Below are 20,710 nucleotides of genomic sequence, written 5' to 3' on the forward strand. Positions count from 1 at the left end.
ATCTATGGATGTTGATCTGAAGCATGCTTCTCATAGTTATTTAGACGATTCGGAAGTCAAACGGTTAATCGCCCTCAGCCAATCCGGAGATGGACTCGCTAGAGAAACACTTGTCAGCTGCAATATCCGCTTGGTGTGGTCCGTGGTTCAGCGCTTTTTGAACCGTGGGTACGAAGCCGAAGACTTGTTCCAGATCGGGTGCATTGGACTTCTTAAGTCTGTGGACAAATTCGATCTATCTTATGATGTCAAATTCTCAACGTATGCCGTCCCGATGATTATTGGGGAGATCCAGCGGTTCTTGCGGGATGATGGCACGTTAAAGGTAAGCCGCTCGCTGAAGGAACTTGCGAACAAAATTCGCAAGACGAAAGATGAGCTTTCCAAACGATTAGGCAGATTGCCGACCATTAAAGAGGTAGCAGAAGAACTTATGATAACGCCGGAGGAGGTCGTATTCGCACAAGAAGCGAATAAACCGCTTTCGTCGATTCATGAGACTGTATTTGAGAATGATGGTGATCCCATTACGCTCATGGACCAAATTTCGGATGAATCCGGGGAAAAATGGTTTGAGAAGTTAGCTTTGAACGAGGCGATTGGGACGCTTTCTGAGCGAGAACGACTCATTGTCTATCTCCGTTATTTCCGTGATCAGACGCAATCTGAGGTCGCTAGCAGGCTTGGCATCTCGCAAGTGCAGGTATCGCGTTTGGAGAAAAAGATTTTGCAATCGATTAAAGATCAGATTGCGCAATAACTTCCCATACAAGGGAATGAATAAACCGTGCTCCTAATAAGGGAGTACGGTTTTTTACCTGTTTAGCCAGTTAGCCGCTAATTCCCCAAGAGCTTCTCGTGGGTGATGAGCGGCTTGTTCCCTGATTGATAATCTACCGAGCTGAATAACGGTCTACGGTATAAAATCTTACGCAGTAGATCCCGCATAAACCAACGAGGGAATAGACGATACGACTTAACCCTGAAGATTCACGGTGTGAATCCCCTCCCAGTAAGGCAGAAACTAAATCCCATTCGAAAAGCCCAACTAGAAGCCAATTCAGCGCACCAATGATGACGAGTGTTAGCGCGAATTTTGCCATGTTATCACCTTCTTTATATGGAATAAGTAATCGTATTCCCTATTTAACATGCCTTGCTAAAACAGACTTTATGCAAGGAGAATTTACCAGATCTCGAATTGATTACGCGAAGGAATGATTTTGCATACTATTTCTATACATGGACGACTGCAGCCAAAATTGTCATTGTTAAGCTCTGAGAGGGGTGAACCATGGTCCAGGCAGTTAACAAATATTTGTATATTCGACTTCGTCGCAAAGCGCGTGTACGCAAAGGTCATATCGTGAGATTGCATCATATTGCACAGCTATTTGTGGAGCCTGAATATGAACAAGCTCTGAACGAATTGGTCATTCATCAACCCCAGCAAGAGGATGGAAATCGAGTGCTTATCGATATGCTTTTGATCATTCGTAAAGTGAAGAAACGGTTTCCAGAGCTGCAGGTTGAACATTTTGGTGAACCACATGTGCTGTTAGAAATATACACCGATAATAAGAAAGCAAACCCGCTTCTCATCGGAATCGTATGGCTGCTTTTATTTATTGGTTCAGGACTGGCAATTATGAATTTCCATGCAGATGTCTCGATGCTAGATGTTCATCAGCGTATTTATGAGTTGATGACGGGGAAAAAGGTGGAACATCCGCTTATTTTGCAAATCCCATATTCGATTGGTATTGGAGTAGGGATGGTTCTCTTCTTTAATCACTTGTTCAAGAAGAAATTTAATGAAGAGCCGAGTCCACTCGAAGTTGAAATGTTTATGTATCAAGAAAACATTAATCATTATGTGATAACAGAAGAGTATTCGAAAATCCATGATGAAGGTGAATCGAAGTGATTAGGTTGATTGGGGAGGCTTTCCTGGCTGCTTTTATCGGGTTAGCTGGAGGAATCACGGTTGGCAGTGGCATGGTTGCCTTCTTAGTTGTGCTGGATATCATTCCTAGATTAGCACAGATCACAAGGTCCTTTAACAAAATCCGCGCTTATGAAGCAGCAGTTGTTCTTGGTTCATTAGGGTTTACTTGGGTGGATTTCAGTGATTTGCATATGCATTTATTTCCCATGGGAGCTGCCCTGTTTGGTTTATTTGCGGGCTGTTTCGTAGGCTTACTTGCCGCAGCATTGACTGAAATCGTCAATGTTCTGCCGATATTGGCCAAACGAGTAGGGATGGATTCCTACCGGATCATGTTACTGATGGCCATGATTCTCGGTAAAGTGGTTGGCTCCTTATTTGAATGGATATTTTATTAACGGGCGGAGGAAGGTGGCACACCAATGAAATTTATTGTTAAAAATGGTTCATCAACTGAAGAAGGAAACGCAGAAGAACCTCAGGAAGTAACGAAGCGGGATCATCATGATGAACCACTCGCCGTTGATGCGGAAGGAAATCTATCTGCCTATAATCCGATTACAAATATGACGCCGGAAGAAAAACAATTGAAGATTGAAGAAGATATTCCGAAGAATCTTCATGACGTGCAACGTGTCTTGGAAGAACGGGTCGGATTGAATCGAAGTTTTGATCTTGTGATGAGAGAAATGATATTTGGCGCTAAGCGGGTTGGCATCTTTTACTGCAACGGATTCGCCAAAGATACGGTATTGACGGACATTATCACTCGTCTGACCTATGCAGATAGTGAAGCAGTGGCTCATCATACCTTGGAAACATTCATTGAAAAACTGATACCCCACATTCAAGTAAAGCATTATACCAAAATGTCGGAGATCGTGGGACAAGTGTTAATGGGTGGGACAGCCTTCTTTATCGAGGGAGTCACGACGGCTATAGCCGTTGATGCGAAAACCTTTCCTATCCGCTCCATCGCTGAACCGGATCTAGAACGCGTCGTGCGAGGTTCGCGCGATGGTTTTGTAGAAACCCTTTTAACAAACGTAACTTTGGTTAGACGCCGTATTCGCGATGAGCGTTTTAAATTAGAAATTATGCAAATCGGTAAGCGAACCAAGACAGATGTCTGTATTGGTTATATAAATGATATTGCGGATGCGAATCTCGTCCAAACGATTAAAGATAAAATGAAACAAGTCGATATTGATGGATTGCCATTAGGTGAGAAACAATTAGAGGAAATGATCGTTAATAAGGGCTGGAATCCCTATCCGATGGTGCGCTATTCAGAGCGGCCCGATGTGGTCTCTGCACATCTATTAGAAGGTCATGTCTGTGTGTTTGTGGATACGTCACCCAGCGTCATGATCTTGCCGACGACCTTTTTCCATCATGTACAGCATGCGGAGGAATATCGAAATACGCCTTTTATCGGTACCTATTTAAGGTGGGTTCGGTTTGCTGGGATTATGATGTCCATCTTCTTGCTCCCACTTTGGTATCTGATGGTGATGGAGCCTTCCTTAAAGCCAGCGGGCCTAGAATTCCTAGGTCCACAGAAGGAAGGGACCTTACCGCTCCTCCTGCAATTCTTAATTGCAGATATAGGGATTGACCTCATGCGAATGGCCGCGGTACATACCCCATCACCGCTTGCAACCGCGATGGGCTTGGTGGCGGCGATCCTAGTCGGAGACATTGCAGTAAAGACAGGGCTTTTTATCAATGAAGTCATCCTCTATTTAGCGCTGGCTTCCATTGGGATGTTCGCAACACCGAGTTATGAATTAGGGTTAGCCAATCGAATTGTAAGGCTAGCGTTATTAATAACGGTGTCTATTTTTGGAGTTCCTGGGTTTGTGATTGGCTCCACCTTATGGCTTATACTTCTGGCTTCGAAAAAGTCCTATGACGCGCCCTATATGTGGCCGTTTATCCCATTTAATGCCAAGAGCTTTTTCTCTATTTTACTGCGTCGTCCGGTACTCGCTAGCAAAACAAGGCTAAGCATAACGAAGCCAATAGATGGTACTCGTCAACCTGAATAATAAGATGCGGGAAGGGCTGGAATGATCCAGCCCTTTTTTGTTTGTTCTAGGCACATGTATTGTCAAATACGCGTGCACTATGGTACTTTTATTAGTATGTATGCGACCTCTTTAGCGGAATTTGGCATAGGGAAGGTTCAAGTAGAGAGGGGAAAATATAGCTATGTATTTACATGGTACCAGTAAAATAAATGACCAAGGCCATCTCGAAATTGGCGGTGTCGATACGACGAAGTTGGTTGCCGAATATGGCACGCCTCTCTATGTATTTGATGAGTCACTTGTGCGTCAGCGCTGTCGTGAGTTCGTTGAAGCTTTCAGTGCTTCCGGGCTGAAGTTTCAAGTAGCCTATGCGAGTAAAGCATTTTGTGTCATGGCTATGTGCCGCATTGTAGAAGAAGAAGGAATGTCGTTGGACGTGGTATCCGACGGCGAGCTATATACAGCGCTTCAAGCTGGGTTTCCTGCTGAACGGATTCATTTCCATGGTAATAACAAAACGATTTCAGAAATGGAAATGGCGATTGATGCCAAAATTGGCTGTTTCGTCGTAGATAACTTTATCGAGCTGCAAATGTTAAATGCGATTGCGGCGGAGAAACGCCAAAAGGTGAAAATTTTATTGCGGATTACGCCAGGGGTTGAGGCGCATACGCATGAATATATTTCAACAGGTCAAACTGATTCCAAATTCGGTTTCGATTTGGGGAACGGCTCCGCATTCCGCGCAGTTCAAGACTCATCACAACTTTCCAATTTAGACCTATTGGGCATTCATTCGCATATTGGTTCACAGATTTTCGAAGTAGAAGGATTCCGTATTGCTGCTGAGAAGATGGCTGAATTCGCCATTCATGTGCGTACAGAATTAGACGTCACGTTTAAGGTAATTAACCTTGGCGGTGGCTTTGGTATTCGTTATGTTAGCGAAGATACACCACTTCCAGTGGCTGTATACGTCAAAGCGATTACAGATGCGATCAAAACAAACTTCGGCAGCAACGGTTACCCGCTTCCTGAGATTTGGGTTGAGCCCGGCCGCAGCATCGTGGGTGACGCAGGGACGACGCTTTACACAGTAGGTACAACCAAGGATATTCCTGGTGTGCGCAAGTATGTCGCGGTGGATGGCGGCATGACGGACAATCCGCGTCCTGCGCTGTACGAAGCTGTGTATGAAGCGGGACTTGCTAATCGCGCGTCTGAGCAGCCAGCAGAGATCGTATCCATTGCCGGCAAATGCTGTGAGAGTGGCGATATGTTGATCTGGGATGTGAATCTGCCGAAGGTAGTGGCAGGTGATATTCTAGCGGTGTCGAGTACAGGGGCTTACAATTACTCGATGGCTAGCAACTATAACCGCATTCGCAGACCGGGTGTTGTTTTCGTCAAAGACGGCCAAAGCGACCTTGTCGTGAAACGTGAATCTTTTGATCAAATCGTGGGAAATGACTTGATTCCGTCGAGAATGAAACAGGTAAGTAAGACGGTCTAATCCTATTAGACTACGAGCAGGAGGCCCTTCGTTAGTGAGGGTTCCTTCTGCTGTTTGTGTAATGCTGTCATTCATAGTAGAATAAGATATTATTTCCTAAAGGAGTGAACCACACAATGGCAAAACAAGCAAAAATTCAACTAGCAGGTGGCGGAGAGGTTATCATCGATCTTTTTGAGAAAGATGCACCGAACACTGTCGCTAACTTTGAAAAACTAGCAAACTCTGGTTTCTACAACGGACTTGTCTTTCACCGCGTTATTCCAGGATTCGTAGCACAAGGTGGTTGCCCAACTGGAACAGGTACTGGTGGCCCTGGTTACCAAATCAACTGTGAAATCAACCCGAACAAACATGAGCGTGGCTCCCTAGCTATGGCACATGCGGGTCGTAACACAGGTGGAAGCCAATTCTACATCGCTTATCAACCGCAACCACATTTGGATGGTGGACACACAGTGTTCGGTAAAGTATCCAAAGGTATGGAGCTTGTTGATGCTTTCAAAGGCAAAGACAAAATGGAAAAAGTAGAAGTAGTAGAAGTATAATTATTAGCAAACACAACTGCTCGGACTTCGGTCTGGGCAGTTTTTGTTTTTTCCGTTAGAACACATTCCCATATGGATACGTCAAACTTAAAAAGGGAATACGTATGGAAGGTGATATCTGGATGAAAAAGATTTGGCTTTGGTGTGTAGGAGCAGGTTCAGGGATGGTTATACTAGGTTTATTAACTTGGACACGAGCAGACCAGCCGGTGCTACTTGTTCAAAGTCCGCAAGATGTAACCTTGATCTCTGAGGTAAATAGGCCTGAAACGTCCTCAGGAACGGTGAGAAGATCTCTGATTGAGCAGCTCACCGCAGAGCTTAGCCAAGTCCATGAACCTATCCGTGATATGACGGAATGGCTTCAAATACGAAGATCGTCATACGATTCCCAGAAAGAGCCGTTAGACGTCATTCGGACAGACCTGGATCAAGATGGTTTTATGAATGAATGGGTTACCGTGCTAGCGGAAGATATGCTAGATGAGCAAACAGGCGTTATCCGAGCGCGTAAGTCATATGGGGTTGTAATTCATTTGAAAGATGACCAATACACACTCCAGAGTTTGAATTTTTCATCTGTGAATAATGGCCGAGCAAAAGTTATGACCGTAGAAGACCTGACAAGTGATGGCAAGCCTGAAATCGTTTGGGTGTCATCAAATAACGGGGCACATACCACCTTTTCCGAATACACAGTGTCTTCATGGGGAACCGGAAAACTTGAAACCTACATGGGAACAGCAGTAATAGCTAGTTTAACCCATGCAGTAGTTCAAGACAGGAGGCTTCAGCTATCAGGTGGTCTAATTGATTCTGTTGGAGCGGGACCCTGGCAGCAGGAATTCACGGAGTCGTATGCCATTGTTCAAGATAAGCTGAAGCGGATCGGGCGAGTCTATGCGCAATCACCTACACCGTATCATCGTCTGATAAGTGGCATGTGGGCGGAATCCTACGGATACCATGAGCAAGCGATACATGATTATTCGGAAGCCGCCGAGATGAAAGCTATGTCGTATCAAGATTATGCTTTTATTTTTGAAGGTGAATGGGTACAAGGTGGAATAAATACCGTGAAGGAAGCCGAGTTCGACCGTACAATCAAACGTTTCGCATTGCTACGTAAGGAACTTTTAACGGAAGTGGCCAGAGGTGTTGACCCTCGAAATGCTTGTTTAGCGGCAAAAAAGAAAACTGGCTTTGACATGGCCTGGTTGACGTACCTGAACGCACCTGCAGGTTATGCGAATCCGCATTGGGAAGAAGGAACAATTTGCTCAGATATTGCATTGTTAGAACCGTGAATTCATAGTGAAATCAACCATATGGAGTTCCAAATCCATGAATTCCGACAAGTTTTATCAGATAAAATGAAAAAAGACCTTGCAATTTTCATGCATGAGTGATAAATTTTTGTTTAATAAAGAAAATAAGTAGCTAAGGTTAGTTACTATTTCTTTTATAGTATGCAAAACCTTCGGGGCGTGGTGAAATTCCACACCGGCGGTGATTCGCACACATGAAAATGGTTGCGATCAGTCCGTGACCCGTTGTGAAGCTAGCGGTATCTGACAACAGCTTCGCTACGGTTGACCTGGTGTAACTCCGGGACCGACAGTATAGTCTGGATGAGAGAAGGAAAATGCGAATGCCAATTCGCTAGCATGCTTGTTCATTTTTTCACATTAACAAAAATTCGGCAGGTCTGTCTGTAGAGACGATCTCGTCGGTATTGTTTGATTTGATCAAAAATGCAACAGGCGTATTAGCTGGTGTTTATTCGTGTTATCTAAACAATCTCTGGCCCCCATCCGAAAGCGGAAGGGGCTTTTTTGCATTAGATTCAAAAGGCGGTGAACATCCATGCAGCTATTGAACGACGAAGCCTATATGAGACTCGCGTTACAGATGGCAGAGAGCGCACTCGGTCAAACCGGGATTAATCCTGTTGTAGGCTGTGTGCTTGTTAAAGAGGGCCGGATCGTTGGCATGGGCGCACATCTCCAACGTGGTCATGGGCATGCCGAAGTGCTGGCGTTGCAAATGGCAGGTGCGGATGCGAAAGGAAGCACAGCTTATGTGACCCTTGAGCCGTGCAGTCATTACGGTAAAACACCGCCCTGCAGTGATCGCCTCATCGAGGCTGGCGTATCCCGCGTCGTTGTTGCGGTGACAGATCCGAATCCATTAGTTGCCGGCACAGGCATAGCCAAACTGCGCGCGCATGGTTTGGAAGTCAGCGTAGGCTTGCTTGGTGAAGATTCCGCGAAGTTGAACGAGGTGTTCAACAAATTCATTGTCTCGCGTATGCCATTCGTGACGATGAAGACCGCGAGCACACTGGACGGCCGCATCGCGTCCAAGACCGGCGACAGCAAGTGGATTACATCCGAAGCGTCGCGTGCTTTCGTTCATACCTTACGCCACCGGCATCAGGGTATCCTCGTCGGCGTCCAGACGATCATCGCCGACGACCCGCAGCTGAGCACGCGAGGCGACGTACCGGCTGTGCAGCCGGTACGCATCATCGCGGACTCGCAGCTGCGAGTCCCGCTCGGCGCCCGCGTGCTCACCGAGCAGGATCGTCAGCCGACGATCCTGCTCGCAAGCGCACAGGCGCCCGCGGAGCGGCGTGCCGCGCTGGAAGCGCGCGGCATCACAATCCTCACCTGCGGCGACGGCCCGCAGGTGGATCTGACGCTCGCCATGCAGCAGCTTGGCGAGCGCGAGATCGGCTCCATCCTCCTTGAGGGTGGAGGCCGATTGAATGGCGCCATGCTGGAGCGGCGCCTCATTGATAAGCTGGTGCTGATGTTTGCGCCGAAAATTATCGGCGGGGGCGGGGCAGCACCTGTCAACATCCACTTCGACGGCTACGCGAAGATGGATGACGCGATTACGCTCGACCGACTGCGAGTCGAGCAATTCGGACCGGACATTTGCATGACCGGTTACCCGATGTATAAGAGCTAGAGAATGGAGGAGTGGCATGTTTACCGGCATTGTTGAAGAAATCGGCCACATGCGCCGCATTCATAGTGGTGGGCAAGCGATGGTACTTACCATTGGCGCCAAAAAAATATTAGAAGACGTTCATTTAGGAGACAGTATTTCTGTAAATGGCGTATGTCTTACCGTCATCTCCTATGATAGTGATTCATTCTCCGTTGATGTCATGCCTGAGACATATCGGAAGACGAATCTTCGCAAGTTACAGTCTGGCACGCGTGTGAATTTGGAGAGAGCGATGGCCGCGAATGGTCGATTTGGCGGACACATCGTACAGGGACATGTAGATGCAACAGCAACCATTATTTCTCGAACTCCGGAAGAGAATGCTGTCGTGTACCGATTCGAGCCTGAGAATCCGCATATTTTCCGCTATATGATTCCGGGTGGTTCAATTACGATTGATGGCATTAGCCTTACGATTGTAGATGTCACAGAACATGATGTATCGGTATCGATTATCCCGCACACCCTTGCACAAACCGTTCTACATGACAAAAAAGCTGGAGACACCGTCAACATTGAATGTGATGTACTCGGCAAATATATGGAACGACTGCTTAAATTTGGTCCTGCGGAATCTTCTGTTCGCGGGGAGTCTAAGAAAAGCACACTGACTGCAAGCTTTTTAGCAGATAATGGCTTTATGTAAGGAGAGGTGTATATGACACAACCCATTAAGTTTAACACGATTGAAGAAGCCCTTACGGATTTGAAGTTAGGAAAAGTAGTTATTGTTGTGGATGACGAGGATCGGGAGAACGAAGGCGATTTTATTGCCCTGGCAGATAAAACGACACCAGAAGTGATCAACTTCATGATCAAAGAAGGACGTGGACTTGTCTGTACACCGATTACTGAAGATAGAGCGAGAGAGCTTGATTTACCGCCGATGGTAGCGCGTAACACGGATTATCATGGTACTGCTTTTACGGTTTCGGTTGATCATACAGATACAAGTACCGGGATTTCGGCCCATGAGCGTTCTAGAACGATTCAGGGTTTGATTGATCCAACGACGAAGCCTCAGGATTTCCGTAGGCCAGGTCACATTTTTCCTTTGATCGCCAAAAAAGGCGGTGTTCTCCGTAGAGCAGGTCATACTGAGGCAGCGATTGATCTTGCGATTCTTTGTGATTCGTACCCAGCGGGTGTGATTTGCGAAGTTATCAAAGAAGATGGCACGATGGCTCGCGTTCCTGATCTTATGGAAATTGCCGCGAAGCATGAATTGAGCATCATTACGATCCAGGATTTGATTCAATATCGCAATCAACAGGAAAATTTAGTGAAGCGAGAAGTTGAAGTGGATTTGCCTACCGATTTTGGTACATTCAAAGCAATCGCTTATACGAATCAATTGGATGACAAAGAACATGTAGCTCTTGTAAAAGGGACGATTGACCCATCCAAGCCTACGTTGGTGCGTGTCCATTCCGAATGTTTGACTGGCGATGTGTTCCACTCTCACCGTTGTGATTGCGGTCCACAGCTAGAAGCTGCTTTAAAACAGATTGATGCAGAGGGCAATGGTGTATTATTATATATGCGTCAGGAAGGTCGCGGCATCGGTTTAATCAATAAATTAAAAGCATATGTCCTTCAAGAGCAGGGATTAGACACGGTAGAAGCGAATATTAAGCTTGGATTTGCTCCAGATCTTCGTGATTATGGCATTGGCGCTCAAATCTTAAGGGATCTTGGTATTACGAAGCTTCGCTTATTAACGAATAATCCGCGCAAAATCAAAGGCTTGGAAGGCTATGGCCTCGAAGTGGATGAGCGTGTTCCGATCCAGATGGAAAGCAAGAAGGATAACCTGAATTATTTGCAAACGAAACAACAGAAGTTAGGCCACATGCTGAATTTCAACGATGTCGGCAAGGGCATTTAATTTAGTTACGAGTAGATTTTATAGATCGCATCACAAACCACTAATATGCTTTAACAGAAAAGGAGATTCTTATCATGGCTACAATTTATGAGGGACATTTAATTTCGCAAAACTTAAAATATGGGATTGTTGTAGGTCGTTTCAACGAATTCATTACTTCCAAGTTGCTTGGCGGTGCACAAGACGCGCTTAAACGTCACGGTGTGGACGAGAACGAGATTGATATCGCTTGGGTTCCTGGTGCATTTGAACTTCCTCTTATCGCTCAAAAAATGGCGGAGAGCGGTAAGTATGATGCAGTGATTACCCTTGGTGCTGTTATTCGTGGTTCAACGCCGCATTTTGATTATGTGTGCAGCGAAGTAGCCAAAGGTGTTTCTGCGATTAACTTGAAAACTGGCGTGCCTACGATTTTCGGTGTATTAACAACGGATTCCATTGAGCAAGCTGTAGAACGTGCAGGAACGAAAGCAGGCAACAAAGGTTGGGAAGCTGCCGTAACGGCAATTGAAATGGCGAATTTGACGAAGCAATTCACTTCGTAATGCTGGCTTATTACCATTTGGAAACCTTGCTGCCTAGGCTGTTTGCCTTCCTAATCGCCATGACCCTGCATGATACCGCTCATGCAGGAGTTGCTTGGTGGTTAGGAGATCGAACAGCCCGAGACAGTAAAAGATTATCGCTAAACCCCTTGGCACATTTAGATGTCTTGGGGCTAGCGATGATTATATTCGGACCCTACGGATGGTCAAAGAAAATACCAGTAGAGCCTAACCATTTTCGCAAGCACAAAAGGCTTTCGCATACCCTAGTTTACCTGGCGGGACCTGTGACGAATCTCGTACTTGTTCTGTTTTTTTGGTGGTTATATTTTTATTTACCCTCGCTTTTGGGTTCTTCAGCAGCAGAATCGATGGCCATCGAACAATGGCGTGTTTATTTGCAATATTGTGTAATTGTTAACTTAATGATTGGACTCATACATATGCTGCCGCTTTATCCGCTGGACGGATGGTACATCTGGAGAGGGTTCGTTACTCCTCCAAAACAGCGATGGATGGCAAGGCATGAAATAAAAGCACTTATTCTTGTAATCGTTTTAATGGTTACCCCGATTGGTCAATTAGCGCTTAGTCGCATTTATCCATATGCCGTACAAGTAATTATGCATCTTTATTCACTATGACAAGGGGAAGAACGACATGAAGGTTACGTATAAGTTAGAAGTATTTGAAGGTCCCCTTGATCTATTGTTGCATCTGATTGATAAAAATGAACTCGACATTTACAATATTCCGATCAAAGACATTACAGATCAATACCTTGGGTATGTACAAGCCATGCAGGAGCTGGAGTTAGATATTACGAGTGAGTTTCTAGTTATGGCAGCCACGCTGCTCTCCATCAAAAGCAAAATGCTCTTACCTAAGCCGCCTGTCATTGAATTTGACGAATATTTTGATGATATGGATGATGCGTTAGACCCGCGCGCAGAGCTCGTTGCCAAGCTGATTGAATATCGGAAATATAAATCGATTGCGGATATGCTTCGTGATAAAGAGGTAGAGCGCAGCCTCGTATACACTCGTGAACCAGAGGATTTAACCTCTTATTTGCCGGAGCTTCAAGAGAATCCGGTGGAAGGGTTGGATGTTGCTGATTTACTGATTGCTTTTCAACGCACACTGCGTAAACTTTCAAACCGTAACGTCGTAGCTCGGATTAGGCGCGATGAGATCTCGGTAAAGGATCGAATTCGTGAGGTTGTTGATTTGCTCAAAATAAAAGGTGGTAAGCTATTATTCTCCAAGCTATTCGATTATGAGATGACGCGAGAAGAGATCGTCGTCACTTTTCTAGCCATTCTGGAGTTGATGAAAATGAAGAAAATTACATGCTACCAAAACCAGCTTTTTGAAGATATCGTCATTCAAGCCAAAGAGGAGGGATCTGACCTTGACACTCAACTTCCAACAGATGAAATCGATTATTGAAGGACTACTCTTCGCTTCTGGCGATGAAGGTCTAGATCTCAAGCAACTTGCTGAAGTGATGGAGCTTGATGCTTATGTGATTAAAGATTTACTGAAAGATATGCGAACGGATTTCAAACGAAAAGGGCGCGGCGTCCAAATTGTAGAGGTTGCGGGAGCTTACCAGCTGACAACGCTGGCAGAGCATGCTCCTTATTTTGAACGACTGGCTTATACGCCGTCACGTTCTTCGCTCTCACAGGCTGCCTTAGAGACATTGTCCATCGTTGCATATAAACAGCCTATCACGCGCGTAGAGATCGAAGAGATCCGCGGCGTCAAGTGTGACCGTGCACTCGCTACCTTAACGGGCAAAGATTTAATTACGGAGGTTGGGCGAGCCGACGCGGTGGGCAGGCCTATCTTATATGGGACATCCAAACAATTCTTAGAATATTTTGGTCTTAACTCGATTCAAGAATTGCCAGACTCTGCAAACTTCCAAGGTAATTTTGACTTGGAGGAAGAGACACGCATGTTATTCGATCGGTTAGGTGGAGACCAGAAGCAACTAACACTGGACGATGTGAGTGACGACCACTCCGAATAGAACGTGAACTAAAGCTTATCCAAACATGCATTTCATTTCCTCTAAGAGGTCATACTAACTCCACCTGCGAGAAGATTTCTTCCTGTAGGTGGAGTTTTTTACATGCCGTTTTATTTTGACTGAGGAGGCGTAAGTGTTGCTGTGGGTAGGATTGGCCGTCTTGGTTGTTATTATTGCCAGTATCGTTGTGCTGTGCAGTTTTATGCGCGGTGAGTTTTATTTCTCCCGAGTCAAAGATAACGATACGCTTTCCGTGGAGATGCGGGGGCTGTTTGGACTCGTACGATATCGGTATGTGATCCCTATCATTCAATTCAAAGGTTTGACTCAAGGGATTTTAATTAAGTCAGAAACCGTAACAAAGCATGATGCTAAGTTAAAAGATGAAACGAGAGATCATATTACCAAAGATAAAGTCATTACCTTCTACAAGGAATCCAAAGATGTCCTTGTACATACGTTGAATTTATATGGCTGGATGAAGCAAACATTGGCCAAAGTGGAGTGTACGGAGCTGAAATGGATCACACGGGTAGGACTTGGTGATGCGCCAGAAACGGCGATTACGACAGGGGCGGTATGGGGAATTAAGTCATCGCTGCTGGGGTTCGCCATTGGATATGTGAAGTTGATTGCGAAGCCGCGTGTTGATGTCATTCCTCAGTATAACGAGAAGCAATTTGCGACGGAGTTTCGATTTGCTGGTCGTATCCGTGTATGGTTTGCCGTTACTGCAGGCATACGGTTATTGTACCGAGCAGCTAAGGTCAAAGGGGGTATCCGCAGCTGGATTCAGTTCGCGCTGAAGGCCAGAGCTAGATTTAAACCTGCATCCTGAGTCGTACATAACCCCATGCCAGTAGGGGCACTCTAGAACTGAACCATATTTGTTCTTTTGAGTTCTTGTTGCTTGAGCTTTCGATGCCAGTATGTATGGCGAAAAACGCTAAGGAGGAATATGAAGATGTCCGAACACCCGATTCAAGGCCTCATGAAAGTCGCCATGGAAAATATAAAAGAAATGGTCGACGTAAACACAATTGTCGGTGATCCGGTCGAAACGCCAGATGGAAGTGTCATTATGCCGATATCCAAAGTAGGATTTGGTTTCGCGGCAGGTGGCAGTGAGTTTGTGACTGACTCTGAAATCGAAATCGAAAGCGGGTCAATGAACCGTGGAGATGCACTTAATGCCAAAGTTGCGTTGCCATTCGGTGGCGGTAGCGGTGGCGGGGTATCCATTACACCAATTGCTTTCCTAGTCGTGGGTAAGAATGGTGTGAAGGTCGTTCCGCTAGACAACCAAACGCATATTCTGGAGCGTCTCATCGACTCTGCACCGCAGGTTGTGGACAAGATTCAAAGTATGATCAAAGGGATGTCAGCGAAGCCGTCTGTACCTGCTTCAACGAATGTCACCAACGTCGAGAATCAGAATTTTATCGTGTAGCATCTGGTCATCATGAGCTGTCCTTTGTGGACAGCTTTTTTCTTTATGATTTTGTCCAAGCATCAATCCATCGTACCTTTCACTGCCGTTTTGGCAGACGTTGGTCGCCAATTTACCAATCGGATAAGTTGATCCTGCATATACGCGGGTGAGTATTTAAAATCACTTTCGACCCAATGGAAAATGAGACCGAGCAGCGCATGTATAGCATAAATACTGAGTAGTTCTTGATCAATTGCGGTATCTTGTTCGGAATAGATAAGTTCTTCTTGTGTGATTTTTTTCAAGGCGGTAAACATCTTCTCTTTTAATTTAGGAAGTACATCACTTTTGGTTAAGACGGTATATATACCAGCGTTTTGATAAAAGTGTTCAAATATTTGGACTGAGGTGGCTGTCAATTCATTGATGCGGAACACTTCTACATGTTCATAGGGGGCGCGGAAGGATTGAAGTAATTGTAAGGTCAAATTGTCAATGACTTCATCAAGCAGTTCCTCTTTGCTTTCGTAGTTGGCATAAAAGGTACCTCGATTATAGTTGGCACATTCTACAATTTCAGTAATCGAAATGGTGGAGAACGGTTTTTGAGCCATTAGCGAAAGCAGTGCTTCCCTTAAAGCTAGTTTGCTTCTTACGACGCGGCGATCCGTTTTTTTCGTGTTTTCCGACATTTCGGCTCATTCCTTTTTGACGATAGTGAACACATCCGAGCATTTTGTACAGTAGCTAACAAAAGCTCGTCTTTTACTGATTGTCTCAAACTTGAACCTCTATTATACTCCAATTGTAAGAAGTTCTATAGGCACATTTCAATGAAGAATTCGCACCGAAAATACGGTTCATTTGGAGGAATAATAGATGAAGCTTACAGGAAAAGTGGCTATTGTTACAGGTGCAGCGTCAGGTATGGGGAAAGCCATAGCAGAGTTGTTTGCGACGGAAGGTGCGCAAGTTGTTGTATCCGATCTTCGGGTAGAAGCGGCTCAAACCGTTGTATCGGGCATTGCAGAAAAAGGTGGTTCTGCCATCGCTGTTGCCGCCAATGTTGCAAAAGAAGAAGATGTACAAGCTTTAATAGATGCGGCTGTGAAGGAATACGGCACCGTCGATATTTTAATAAATAATGCTGGAATTATGGATAATTTTGTTCCTGCTGGAGATGTAACGGACGAGCTATGGGAGCGTGTATTTGCAATTAACACGACGGGTGTTATGAGAACAACACGTAAAGTCCTTCCTATTTTTACCGAAAGAAAAAGTGGTATAATTGTGAACATTGCCTCTGCAGGAGGACTGAATGGGTCTAGAGCAGGTGCAGCCTATACGGCATCCAAGCATGCGGTCGTTGGCTTCACGAAAAACGTAGGGTTTCAATATGCCAATCTAGGAATTCGTTGCAATGCGATCGCACCTGGTGGTGTAAGCACGAACATTGGGACAACCATTACTTCGCCAAATCCGTTCGGGATGGAAAGAGCGATGGCTGGGATGGGCTTAAATCCACGTGCTGGTGAGCCAGCGGAAATCGCAAAGGTAGCCTTATTCTTGGCATCCGATGATGCTAGCTTTGTCAATGGGACAGTTGTTACGGCTGATGCGGGTTGGACAGCTTACTAAGCTATACAACATCTAAATATAAAAAGTTTAACCTGTTGATTATTCAACAGGTTTTTTGTTGTTTTAGCGCAGATGTCGCTTCCCTTGGGGCACCATCGAATTCTAGGACATATCCCTCGTCCAACCGCATATACTTGTACAAAGTTTTATCTGTTGATTCGAACTAACATGTGTACAAGTTCGTTCGTGTGGGAGGATAACCAAAACGATGAAAACCAAACACCAGTTCTTCTTCATTTGCTGTGCCTTGATTGGCATATTAATCGCGCCATGGTCTTATGTAGACGCCGCGCCGCCAAGCATTCATACCAATGCCGTGGGTGCTTCGCTCGTTGATGTGGAGTCAGGTCGGGTCCTTTATAGTGAAAAAGGGGACACGCCTATGCGTATAGCCAGCTTGACCAAAATTATGACTGCGATCATTGCCATTGAGCAAGGTGATCTGGGGAGTATGGTCAAAGTCAGCAAGAACGCCTTTGGCAAAGAAGGGTCTTCGATTTATTTGAAACTTGGGGAAGAAATGCGACTTCATGACATGCTTTATGGACTCATGATGCGTTCCGGTAATGATGCGGCTACTGCGATTGCAGAGCATATCGGTGGAAGCGTCGATGGTTTTGTCTATTTGATGAATGAAAAAGCGCAAATGCTGGGGATGGATCATTCCCACTTCACGAATCCATCAGGACTGGATGAAGGTGAGGGGCATCGCTCAAGTCCGAACGATATGGCGAAGTTGACGGCTTATGCGCTTAAGAATAGTGTTTTCTCCGACATCGTGTCTACGAAGTTGAAGAAAGTACCTAACCCGAATGAAACATGGGATTACTCCTGGTTGAACAAGAATAAGATGCTCTCTATGTTCGAAGGAGCCGACGGCGTAAAAACCGGTTATACGAAGCTGGCTAAGCGTTGCCTTGTCTCTTCAGCTACTAGAGACGGGCAGCAACTTGTCGTCGTTACATTGAATGATGGGGATGACTGGGCAGACCACGCAAGATTGCTTCAATACGGCTTTGCACATTTTCCGCTGCAGACGTTAGTGAAGAAAGGGGATGCGATTGAAGGAACCCCATGGGTGGCAAGCCGAACATTTAAATATCCACTTGCAGAAGGTGAATATGCTAGCCTATCCCACAAAGTGACGTCAGTGGATCCCTTGACGACAGAGTATCGACTAGCAGAGCGCGGCTCTTTACAGATCTTATTGAAGAACAAGTTGATTCAAACGATTCCGATCTATGATAAGACGAATCCGTTATTAGCCGTACCGGAGAAGGCGACGTTTTCATTTCAACCCAGCTCTCCGTATAAAGAGACGATACTGACCAAGTATGGGTATATCTGCCGAATGCTTGTACAGGGACTGTTTAATCTTTCTGGCTCTCAATGGGCGGATTAATCGGTGGTAAGTTAGGGCAAAAGTCGGGTTGTAAGGAGGTTAAGCTATGGTGAATTGGATTTGGTTGTTTTTTATCGTCGTTGGTTTCCTCGTCGCGGCGATTAATGGAGATATCGAGTTGGTTACACAAGCGGCTTTTGATGGGGCCAAGAATGGGGTAACGGTCTGTTTCGGATTAATTAGTGTATTGGTATTCTGGATGGGCATGATGCGAATTGCCGAAGATGCGGGTATCTTACAAAAGCTAGCTAGACTGCTTCAACCAGCAGTACGTTTCCTTTTCCCCAGTGTTCCTAAGAATCACCCTGCAATTGGTTATATTATGTCAAATATGAGTGCAAATATCCTAGGTTTAGGGAATGCGGCTACTCCGATGGGGATTAAAGCGATGCAGGAGCTGCAGAAGCTCAATCCCAACAAGGACGAAGCTAGTACGGCAATGGCTACGCTGCTTGCACTAAATACGTCGAGTATCACGCTAATCCCAACAACACTCATTGCGATACGTATGAATTTCAATTCCATGAATCCAGCAGAAATCGTAGGCACTACACTCATAGCGACTATCATCTCAACAACAGCGGCCATTTTCGTAGATCGATGGTATCGTAGATCGCGCTCACCTATCCCTCCGCTGAAAGGATGAACCGGCATGTACGCACTCGTTTCGCTCATTTCGGCATGGGCAATCCCAATCATGATCGTATTCATTCCCCTGTACGCCGCATACCGTAAAGTACCCGTCTATGAGTCATTTGTAGAGGGAGCTAAGGACGGCTTCGACACGGCGATCAAAATCATTCCGCACTTAGTGGGGATGATGGTGGCGATCTCTGTGTTTCGCGCTTCTGGCGCAATGGACATGCTGATCGGCTGGATGCGGCCTTTCTTCGAAAGTATCGGCGTGCCTACGGAAGTGCTGCCTTTAGCTATTTTGCGACCGATCACGGGAGCGGGTTCGTTAGCTTTTACCACCGATTTGATTGAACAATTTGGACCGGATTCAATGATTGGACGTATAGCATCAACGGTGCAAGGGAGCACGGATACGACGTTGTATGTGATAACGGTCTATTTTGGCGCTATTGGCATTCGAAAAGCCGGTTATGCGCTTAAAGTTGGATTAATTTCCGATGCGGTTGGCTTTATTGCATCCCTTGTTATTTGTTATTTGGTATTTTCTTAAATCGTTGTGTGTCTACGAGGCCGCTCAAAGTCAACATTCTGTCACCTTCTGTCAGTTAATGTGGGTTGCCGCTTGAGATTTGCGGTTAAGTCCGTTATCATTAGCTTGAGGTGAAAGCGGATAATGGAAAGACTGCAAAAAGTATTAGCCGAAGCTGGGATTGCATCCCGCCGGAAATGTGAAGAGATCATTACAGCGGGACGCGTGCAAGTGAACGGTGAAGTCGTCACGACGCTGGGTGTGAAAGTGAATACAGAAGAAGATGAAATTAGGGTCGATGGACGTGCGATAGGTCAACAGAAGAAGATCTATGTCATTTTAAATAAGCCCAAAGGTGTAATTACGAGTGCAACGGATCCAGAAGGACGTAAAGTCGTTACTGATTTCTTGCCAGGGATCAGAGAGCGCGTATATCCGGTCGGTCGATTGGATTACGATACGGAAGGCTTACTCATTCTAACCAATGACGGTGAGTTTGCTCATTTATTGACACATCCTAAGCATCATGTACCAAAGACCTATCAAGCGACTGTCAAAGGGGTGCCACACGGCACGTTATTAGATAAGCTCAAAATGGGCATACAGTTAGAAGATGGGATGACGGCACCTGCCGAAGTTGAGTATGCGGATGTGAACATGGAGAAGAATGAGTCCGTCGTTCAGATCACGATTTATGAAGGAAGAAACCGCCAAGTTAGACGGATGTTTGAGGCGATTTCATTCCCAGTTATCAAATTAAAGCGGATTAAATTTGGTCCCATCTTCTTAACAGGTCTGCCAAGAGCGAAGTATCGTCACTTGACGCCCAAAGAGGTTGAAGAGCTTAGGAACGAAGCTCTAAGGACACATAACGTTCAAAAAGGCCAATAAGAATTGGCCTTCTTTTCGTTATAATAAGGGTATAATTCGATATGCCAAAACTAACATTGTCGACAAAGCGAAGGTGATTATCAATGGGTCGTAATAAGAAGTGGGTACAGATTGGGATTTTTGCAATCGTGCTCATTATTGGTGTGTTTACGATTATTACAAATTTGTCTGCTTCAGCAAGCAAAAAGTACCCGCAGCAAGGGGAGAAAGCTACGAACTTTTCCTTGGTAGGGTTAGATGGTAAGACGCATGAGCTTTCCGATTACAAAGGGAAGGTTGTGCTAGTGAATTTCTGGGGTACATTTTGTCCACCATGTAAAGAAGAAATGCCTGATCTTCAGAAGCAATATGATAAGTGGAAGAGTCAAGACGTCGTTTTCTTGGAAGTGAATGTGGATAAGAATAAAGTGACCGTTCAGAGTTTTATGGAACAATACAATTTGAATATGCCGGTGCTGCTCGATGCCAATGAAGTTGTACGTAAGTTGTACGGCGTTATGGACTATCCAACCACCTTTTTCATAGGGGCGGATGGCAAAGTTGCTGTGAAAAGAATTGGCCAAATGGATGAGGCTTATATTGATGAGACCTTGGCTAGCTTGGTTAATAAAAAATCGTAAGTTGTCCAAGAAATGTCGCACGCAGGCT

The 20,710-nt window shown here is 45.4% G+C and carries 24 protein-coding genes and 1 riboswitch; of the genes, 22 read left to right on the forward strand and 2 right to left on the reverse strand.

Translation table 11 applies throughout. The features are described from left to right. The first annotated feature begins 4 nt into the window (after positions 1-4). Positions 5-760: an RNA polymerase sporulation sigma factor SigF gene (sigF, locus tag J2736_RS02900; protein WP_028554229.1), complete on the forward strand. Its 756-nt coding sequence runs from the start codon at positions 5-7 to the stop codon at positions 758-760. Between the two features lie 133 nt (positions 761-893). Here sigF and J2736_RS02905 read toward each other — a convergent pair whose 3' ends face one another. Next, positions 894-1,103 (reverse strand): DUF378 domain-containing protein, encoded by a 210-nt coding sequence (locus tag J2736_RS02905; RefSeq protein WP_310223357.1) that lies wholly within the window; start codon positions 1,101-1,103, stop codon positions 894-896. A 191-nt stretch (positions 1,104-1,294) separates the two neighbouring features. Here J2736_RS02905 and J2736_RS02910 point away from each other — a divergent pair, with 191 nt between their 5' ends. The 15 genes from J2736_RS02910 to ytfJ all read left to right on the forward strand — a co-directional run bounded on the left by J2736_RS02910 (position 1,295) and on the right by ytfJ (position 14,984). Further along, positions 1,295-1,927, forward strand: a complete 633-nt coding sequence (locus tag J2736_RS02910; RefSeq protein WP_310223360.1) for a stage V sporulation protein AA — start codon at positions 1,295-1,297, stop codon at positions 1,925-1,927. 5 nt (positions 1,928-1,932) lie between these two features. After that, positions 1,933-2,346, forward strand: a complete 414-nt coding sequence (locus J2736_RS02915; RefSeq protein WP_310225176.1) for a stage V sporulation protein AB — start codon at positions 1,933-1,935, stop codon at positions 2,344-2,346. 24 nt (positions 2,347-2,370) lie between these two features. Further along, positions 2,371-3,999 (forward strand): spore germination protein, encoded by a 1,629-nt coding sequence (locus tag J2736_RS02920; RefSeq protein WP_310223362.1) that lies wholly within the window; start codon positions 2,371-2,373, stop codon positions 3,997-3,999. Positions 4,000-4,162: 163 nt separating this feature from the next. Continuing rightward, the gene (gene lysA, locus J2736_RS02925) at positions 4,163-5,494 is read left to right on the forward strand and encodes a diaminopimelate decarboxylase (RefSeq protein ID WP_310223363.1); all 1,332 of its coding nucleotides are present in this window, start codon (positions 4,163-4,165) and stop codon (positions 5,492-5,494) included. A 116-nt stretch (positions 5,495-5,610) separates the two neighbouring features. Continuing rightward, positions 5,611-6,042: a peptidylprolyl isomerase gene (locus J2736_RS02930; RefSeq protein ID WP_310223365.1), complete on the forward strand. Its 432-nt coding sequence runs from the start codon at positions 5,611-5,613 to the stop codon at positions 6,040-6,042. Between the two features lie 122 nt (positions 6,043-6,164). Further along, positions 6,165-7,349: a hypothetical protein gene (locus tag J2736_RS02935; RefSeq protein ID WP_310223367.1), complete on the forward strand. Its 1,185-nt coding sequence runs from the start codon at positions 6,165-6,167 to the stop codon at positions 7,347-7,349. 165 nt (positions 7,350-7,514) lie between these two features. After that, a riboswitch (FMN riboswitch) is annotated at positions 7,515-7,689 on the forward strand. A 219-nt stretch (positions 7,690-7,908) separates the two neighbouring features. Next, positions 7,909-9,018 carry a bifunctional diaminohydroxyphosphoribosylaminopyrimidine deaminase/5-amino-6-(5-phosphoribosylamino)uracil reductase RibD gene (ribD, locus tag J2736_RS02940; protein ID WP_310223368.1) on the forward strand — a complete coding sequence of 370 codons (1,110 nt, stop codon included), beginning with the start codon at positions 7,909-7,911 and terminating at the stop codon, positions 9,016-9,018. A gap of 16 nt (positions 9,019-9,034) precedes the next feature. Continuing rightward, positions 9,035-9,706, forward strand: a complete 672-nt coding sequence (gene ribE, locus J2736_RS02945; protein WP_310223370.1) for a riboflavin synthase — start codon at positions 9,035-9,037, stop codon at positions 9,704-9,706. Between the two features lie 12 nt (positions 9,707-9,718). After that, positions 9,719-10,948, forward strand: coding sequence for a bifunctional 3,4-dihydroxy-2-butanone-4-phosphate synthase/GTP cyclohydrolase II (locus J2736_RS02950; protein WP_310223372.1), 1,230 nt, complete (start codon positions 9,719-9,721; stop codon positions 10,946-10,948). 74 nt (positions 10,949-11,022) lie between these two features. Then, positions 11,023-11,493: a 6,7-dimethyl-8-ribityllumazine synthase gene (gene ribH, locus J2736_RS02955; RefSeq protein ID WP_028554240.1), complete on the forward strand. Its 471-nt coding sequence runs from the start codon at positions 11,023-11,025 to the stop codon at positions 11,491-11,493. Then, positions 11,493-12,137, forward strand: coding sequence for a site-2 protease family protein (locus J2736_RS02960; RefSeq protein WP_310223374.1), 645 nt, complete (start codon positions 11,493-11,495; stop codon positions 12,135-12,137). The genes ribH and J2736_RS02960 overlap by 1 nt, the downstream gene beginning before the upstream one ends. A 16-nt stretch (positions 12,138-12,153) precedes the next feature. Continuing rightward, positions 12,154-12,945 (forward strand): segregation and condensation protein A, encoded by a 792-nt coding sequence (locus tag J2736_RS02965; RefSeq protein WP_310223376.1) that lies wholly within the window; start codon positions 12,154-12,156, stop codon positions 12,943-12,945. Beyond that, complete coding sequence (gene scpB, locus J2736_RS02970; RefSeq protein ID WP_310223378.1) at positions 12,929-13,534, forward strand: SMC-Scp complex subunit ScpB; 606 nt, start codon at positions 12,929-12,931, stop codon at positions 13,532-13,534. Before J2736_RS02965 ends, scpB begins: the two co-directional genes overlap by 17 nt. 133 nt (positions 13,535-13,667) lie before the next feature. Beyond that, entirely contained in the window at positions 13,668-14,372 is a 705-nt protein-coding gene (locus J2736_RS02975; RefSeq protein WP_310223380.1) for a DUF2953 domain-containing protein, read from the forward strand. A 126-nt stretch (positions 14,373-14,498) separates the two neighbouring features. Beyond that, positions 14,499-14,984, forward strand: a complete 486-nt coding sequence (gene ytfJ / locus J2736_RS02980) for a GerW family sporulation protein (protein WP_310223382.1) — start codon at positions 14,499-14,501, stop codon at positions 14,982-14,984. Between the two features lie 62 nt (positions 14,985-15,046). Here ytfJ and J2736_RS02985 read toward each other — a convergent pair whose 3' ends face one another. Then, positions 15,047-15,658, reverse strand: a complete 612-nt coding sequence (locus tag J2736_RS02985) for a TetR/AcrR family transcriptional regulator (RefSeq protein WP_310223384.1) — start codon at positions 15,656-15,658, stop codon at positions 15,047-15,049. A 187-nt stretch (positions 15,659-15,845) separates the two neighbouring features. Here J2736_RS02985 and J2736_RS02990 point away from each other — a divergent pair, with 187 nt between their 5' ends. From J2736_RS02990 to J2736_RS03015, 6 genes are all read left to right on the forward strand, one after another. Beyond that, on the forward strand, positions 15,846-16,604 hold the full coding sequence (locus tag J2736_RS02990; protein WP_310223387.1) for an SDR family oxidoreductase: 759 nt from the start codon (positions 15,846-15,848) through the stop codon (positions 16,602-16,604). Between the two features lie 208 nt (positions 16,605-16,812). After that, positions 16,813-18,006 (forward strand): D-alanyl-D-alanine carboxypeptidase family protein, encoded by a 1,194-nt coding sequence (locus J2736_RS02995; RefSeq protein ID WP_310223389.1) that lies wholly within the window; start codon positions 16,813-16,815, stop codon positions 18,004-18,006. Between the two features lie 46 nt (positions 18,007-18,052). After that, complete coding sequence (locus tag J2736_RS03000) at positions 18,053-18,652, forward strand: nucleoside recognition domain-containing protein (RefSeq protein WP_310223390.1); 600 nt, start codon at positions 18,053-18,055, stop codon at positions 18,650-18,652. A gap of 6 nt (positions 18,653-18,658) precedes the next feature. Next, complete coding sequence (locus J2736_RS03005) at positions 18,659-19,192, forward strand: spore maturation protein (RefSeq protein ID WP_310223392.1); 534 nt, start codon at positions 18,659-18,661, stop codon at positions 19,190-19,192. Between the two features lie 123 nt (positions 19,193-19,315). Then, positions 19,316-20,062: a pseudouridine synthase gene (locus J2736_RS03010; RefSeq protein WP_310223394.1), complete on the forward strand. Its 747-nt coding sequence runs from the start codon at positions 19,316-19,318 to the stop codon at positions 20,060-20,062. An 83-nt stretch (positions 20,063-20,145) separates the two neighbouring features. Then, positions 20,146-20,682, forward strand: coding sequence for a redoxin domain-containing protein (locus J2736_RS03015; RefSeq protein WP_310223396.1), 537 nt, complete (start codon positions 20,146-20,148; stop codon positions 20,680-20,682). Positions 20,683-20,710 lie beyond the last annotated feature (28 nt).

The organism is Paenibacillus qinlingensis (assembly GCF_031455095.1).
Taxonomy (GTDB): Bacteria; Bacillota; Bacilli; order Paenibacillales; family NBRC-103111; genus Paenibacillus_E; species Paenibacillus_E qinlingensis_A.

Bases quoted from the DNA above. Each gene is read 5' to 3' on its own strand.
- J2736_RS02920 (WP_310223362.1), top strand. From the start codon at position 2,371: ATGAAATTTATTGTTAAAAATGGTTCATCAACTGAAGAAGGAAACGCA.
- sigF (WP_028554229.1), top strand. From the start codon at position 5: ATGGATGTTGATCTGAAGCATGCTTCTCATAGTTATTTAGACGATTCG.
- J2736_RS03000 (WP_310223390.1), top strand. From the start codon at position 18,053: ATGGTGAATTGGATTTGGTTGTTTTTTATCGTCGTTGGTTTCCTCGTC.
- J2736_RS02965 (WP_310223376.1), top strand. From the start codon at position 12,154: ATGAAGGTTACGTATAAGTTAGAAGTATTTGAAGGTCCCCTTGATCTA.
- ribE (WP_310223370.1), top strand. From the start codon at position 9,035: ATGTTTACCGGCATTGTTGAAGAAATCGGCCACATGCGCCGCATTCAT.
- lysA (WP_310223363.1), top strand. From the start codon at position 4,163: ATGTATTTACATGGTACCAGTAAAATAAATGACCAAGGCCATCTCGAA.
- J2736_RS02905 (WP_310223357.1), bottom strand. From the start codon at position 1,103: ATGGCAAAATTCGCGCTAACACTCGTCATCATTGGTGCGCTGAATTGG.
- J2736_RS02910 (WP_310223360.1), top strand. From the start codon at position 1,295: ATGGTCCAGGCAGTTAACAAATATTTGTATATTCGACTTCGTCGCAAA.
- J2736_RS02935 (WP_310223367.1), top strand. From the start codon at position 6,165: ATGAAAAAGATTTGGCTTTGGTGTGTAGGAGCAGGTTCAGGGATGGTT.
- ribH (WP_028554240.1), top strand. From the start codon at position 11,023: ATGGCTACAATTTATGAGGGACATTTAATTTCGCAAAACTTAAAATAT.
- ribD (WP_310223368.1), top strand. From the start codon at position 7,909: ATGCAGCTATTGAACGACGAAGCCTATATGAGACTCGCGTTACAGATG.
- J2736_RS03015 (WP_310223396.1), top strand. From the start codon at position 20,146: ATGGGTCGTAATAAGAAGTGGGTACAGATTGGGATTTTTGCAATCGTG.
- J2736_RS03005 (WP_310223392.1), top strand. From the start codon at position 18,659: ATGTACGCACTCGTTTCGCTCATTTCGGCATGGGCAATCCCAATCATG.
- scpB (WP_310223378.1), top strand. From the start codon at position 12,929: ATGAAATCGATTATTGAAGGACTACTCTTCGCTTCTGGCGATGAAGGT.
- J2736_RS02985 (WP_310223384.1), bottom strand. From the start codon at position 15,658: ATGTCGGAAAACACGAAAAAAACGGATCGCCGCGTCGTAAGAAGCAAA.
- J2736_RS03010 (WP_310223394.1), top strand. From the start codon at position 19,316: ATGGAAAGACTGCAAAAAGTATTAGCCGAAGCTGGGATTGCATCCCGC.
- J2736_RS02950 (WP_310223372.1), top strand. From the start codon at position 9,719: ATGACACAACCCATTAAGTTTAACACGATTGAAGAAGCCCTTACGGAT.
- ytfJ (WP_310223382.1), top strand. From the start codon at position 14,499: ATGTCCGAACACCCGATTCAAGGCCTCATGAAAGTCGCCATGGAAAAT.
- J2736_RS02930 (WP_310223365.1), top strand. From the start codon at position 5,611: ATGGCAAAACAAGCAAAAATTCAACTAGCAGGTGGCGGAGAGGTTATC.
- J2736_RS02990 (WP_310223387.1), top strand. From the start codon at position 15,846: ATGAAGCTTACAGGAAAAGTGGCTATTGTTACAGGTGCAGCGTCAGGT.
- J2736_RS02995 (WP_310223389.1), top strand. From the start codon at position 16,813: ATGAAAACCAAACACCAGTTCTTCTTCATTTGCTGTGCCTTGATTGGC.
- J2736_RS02960 (WP_310223374.1), top strand. From the start codon at position 11,493: ATGCTGGCTTATTACCATTTGGAAACCTTGCTGCCTAGGCTGTTTGCC.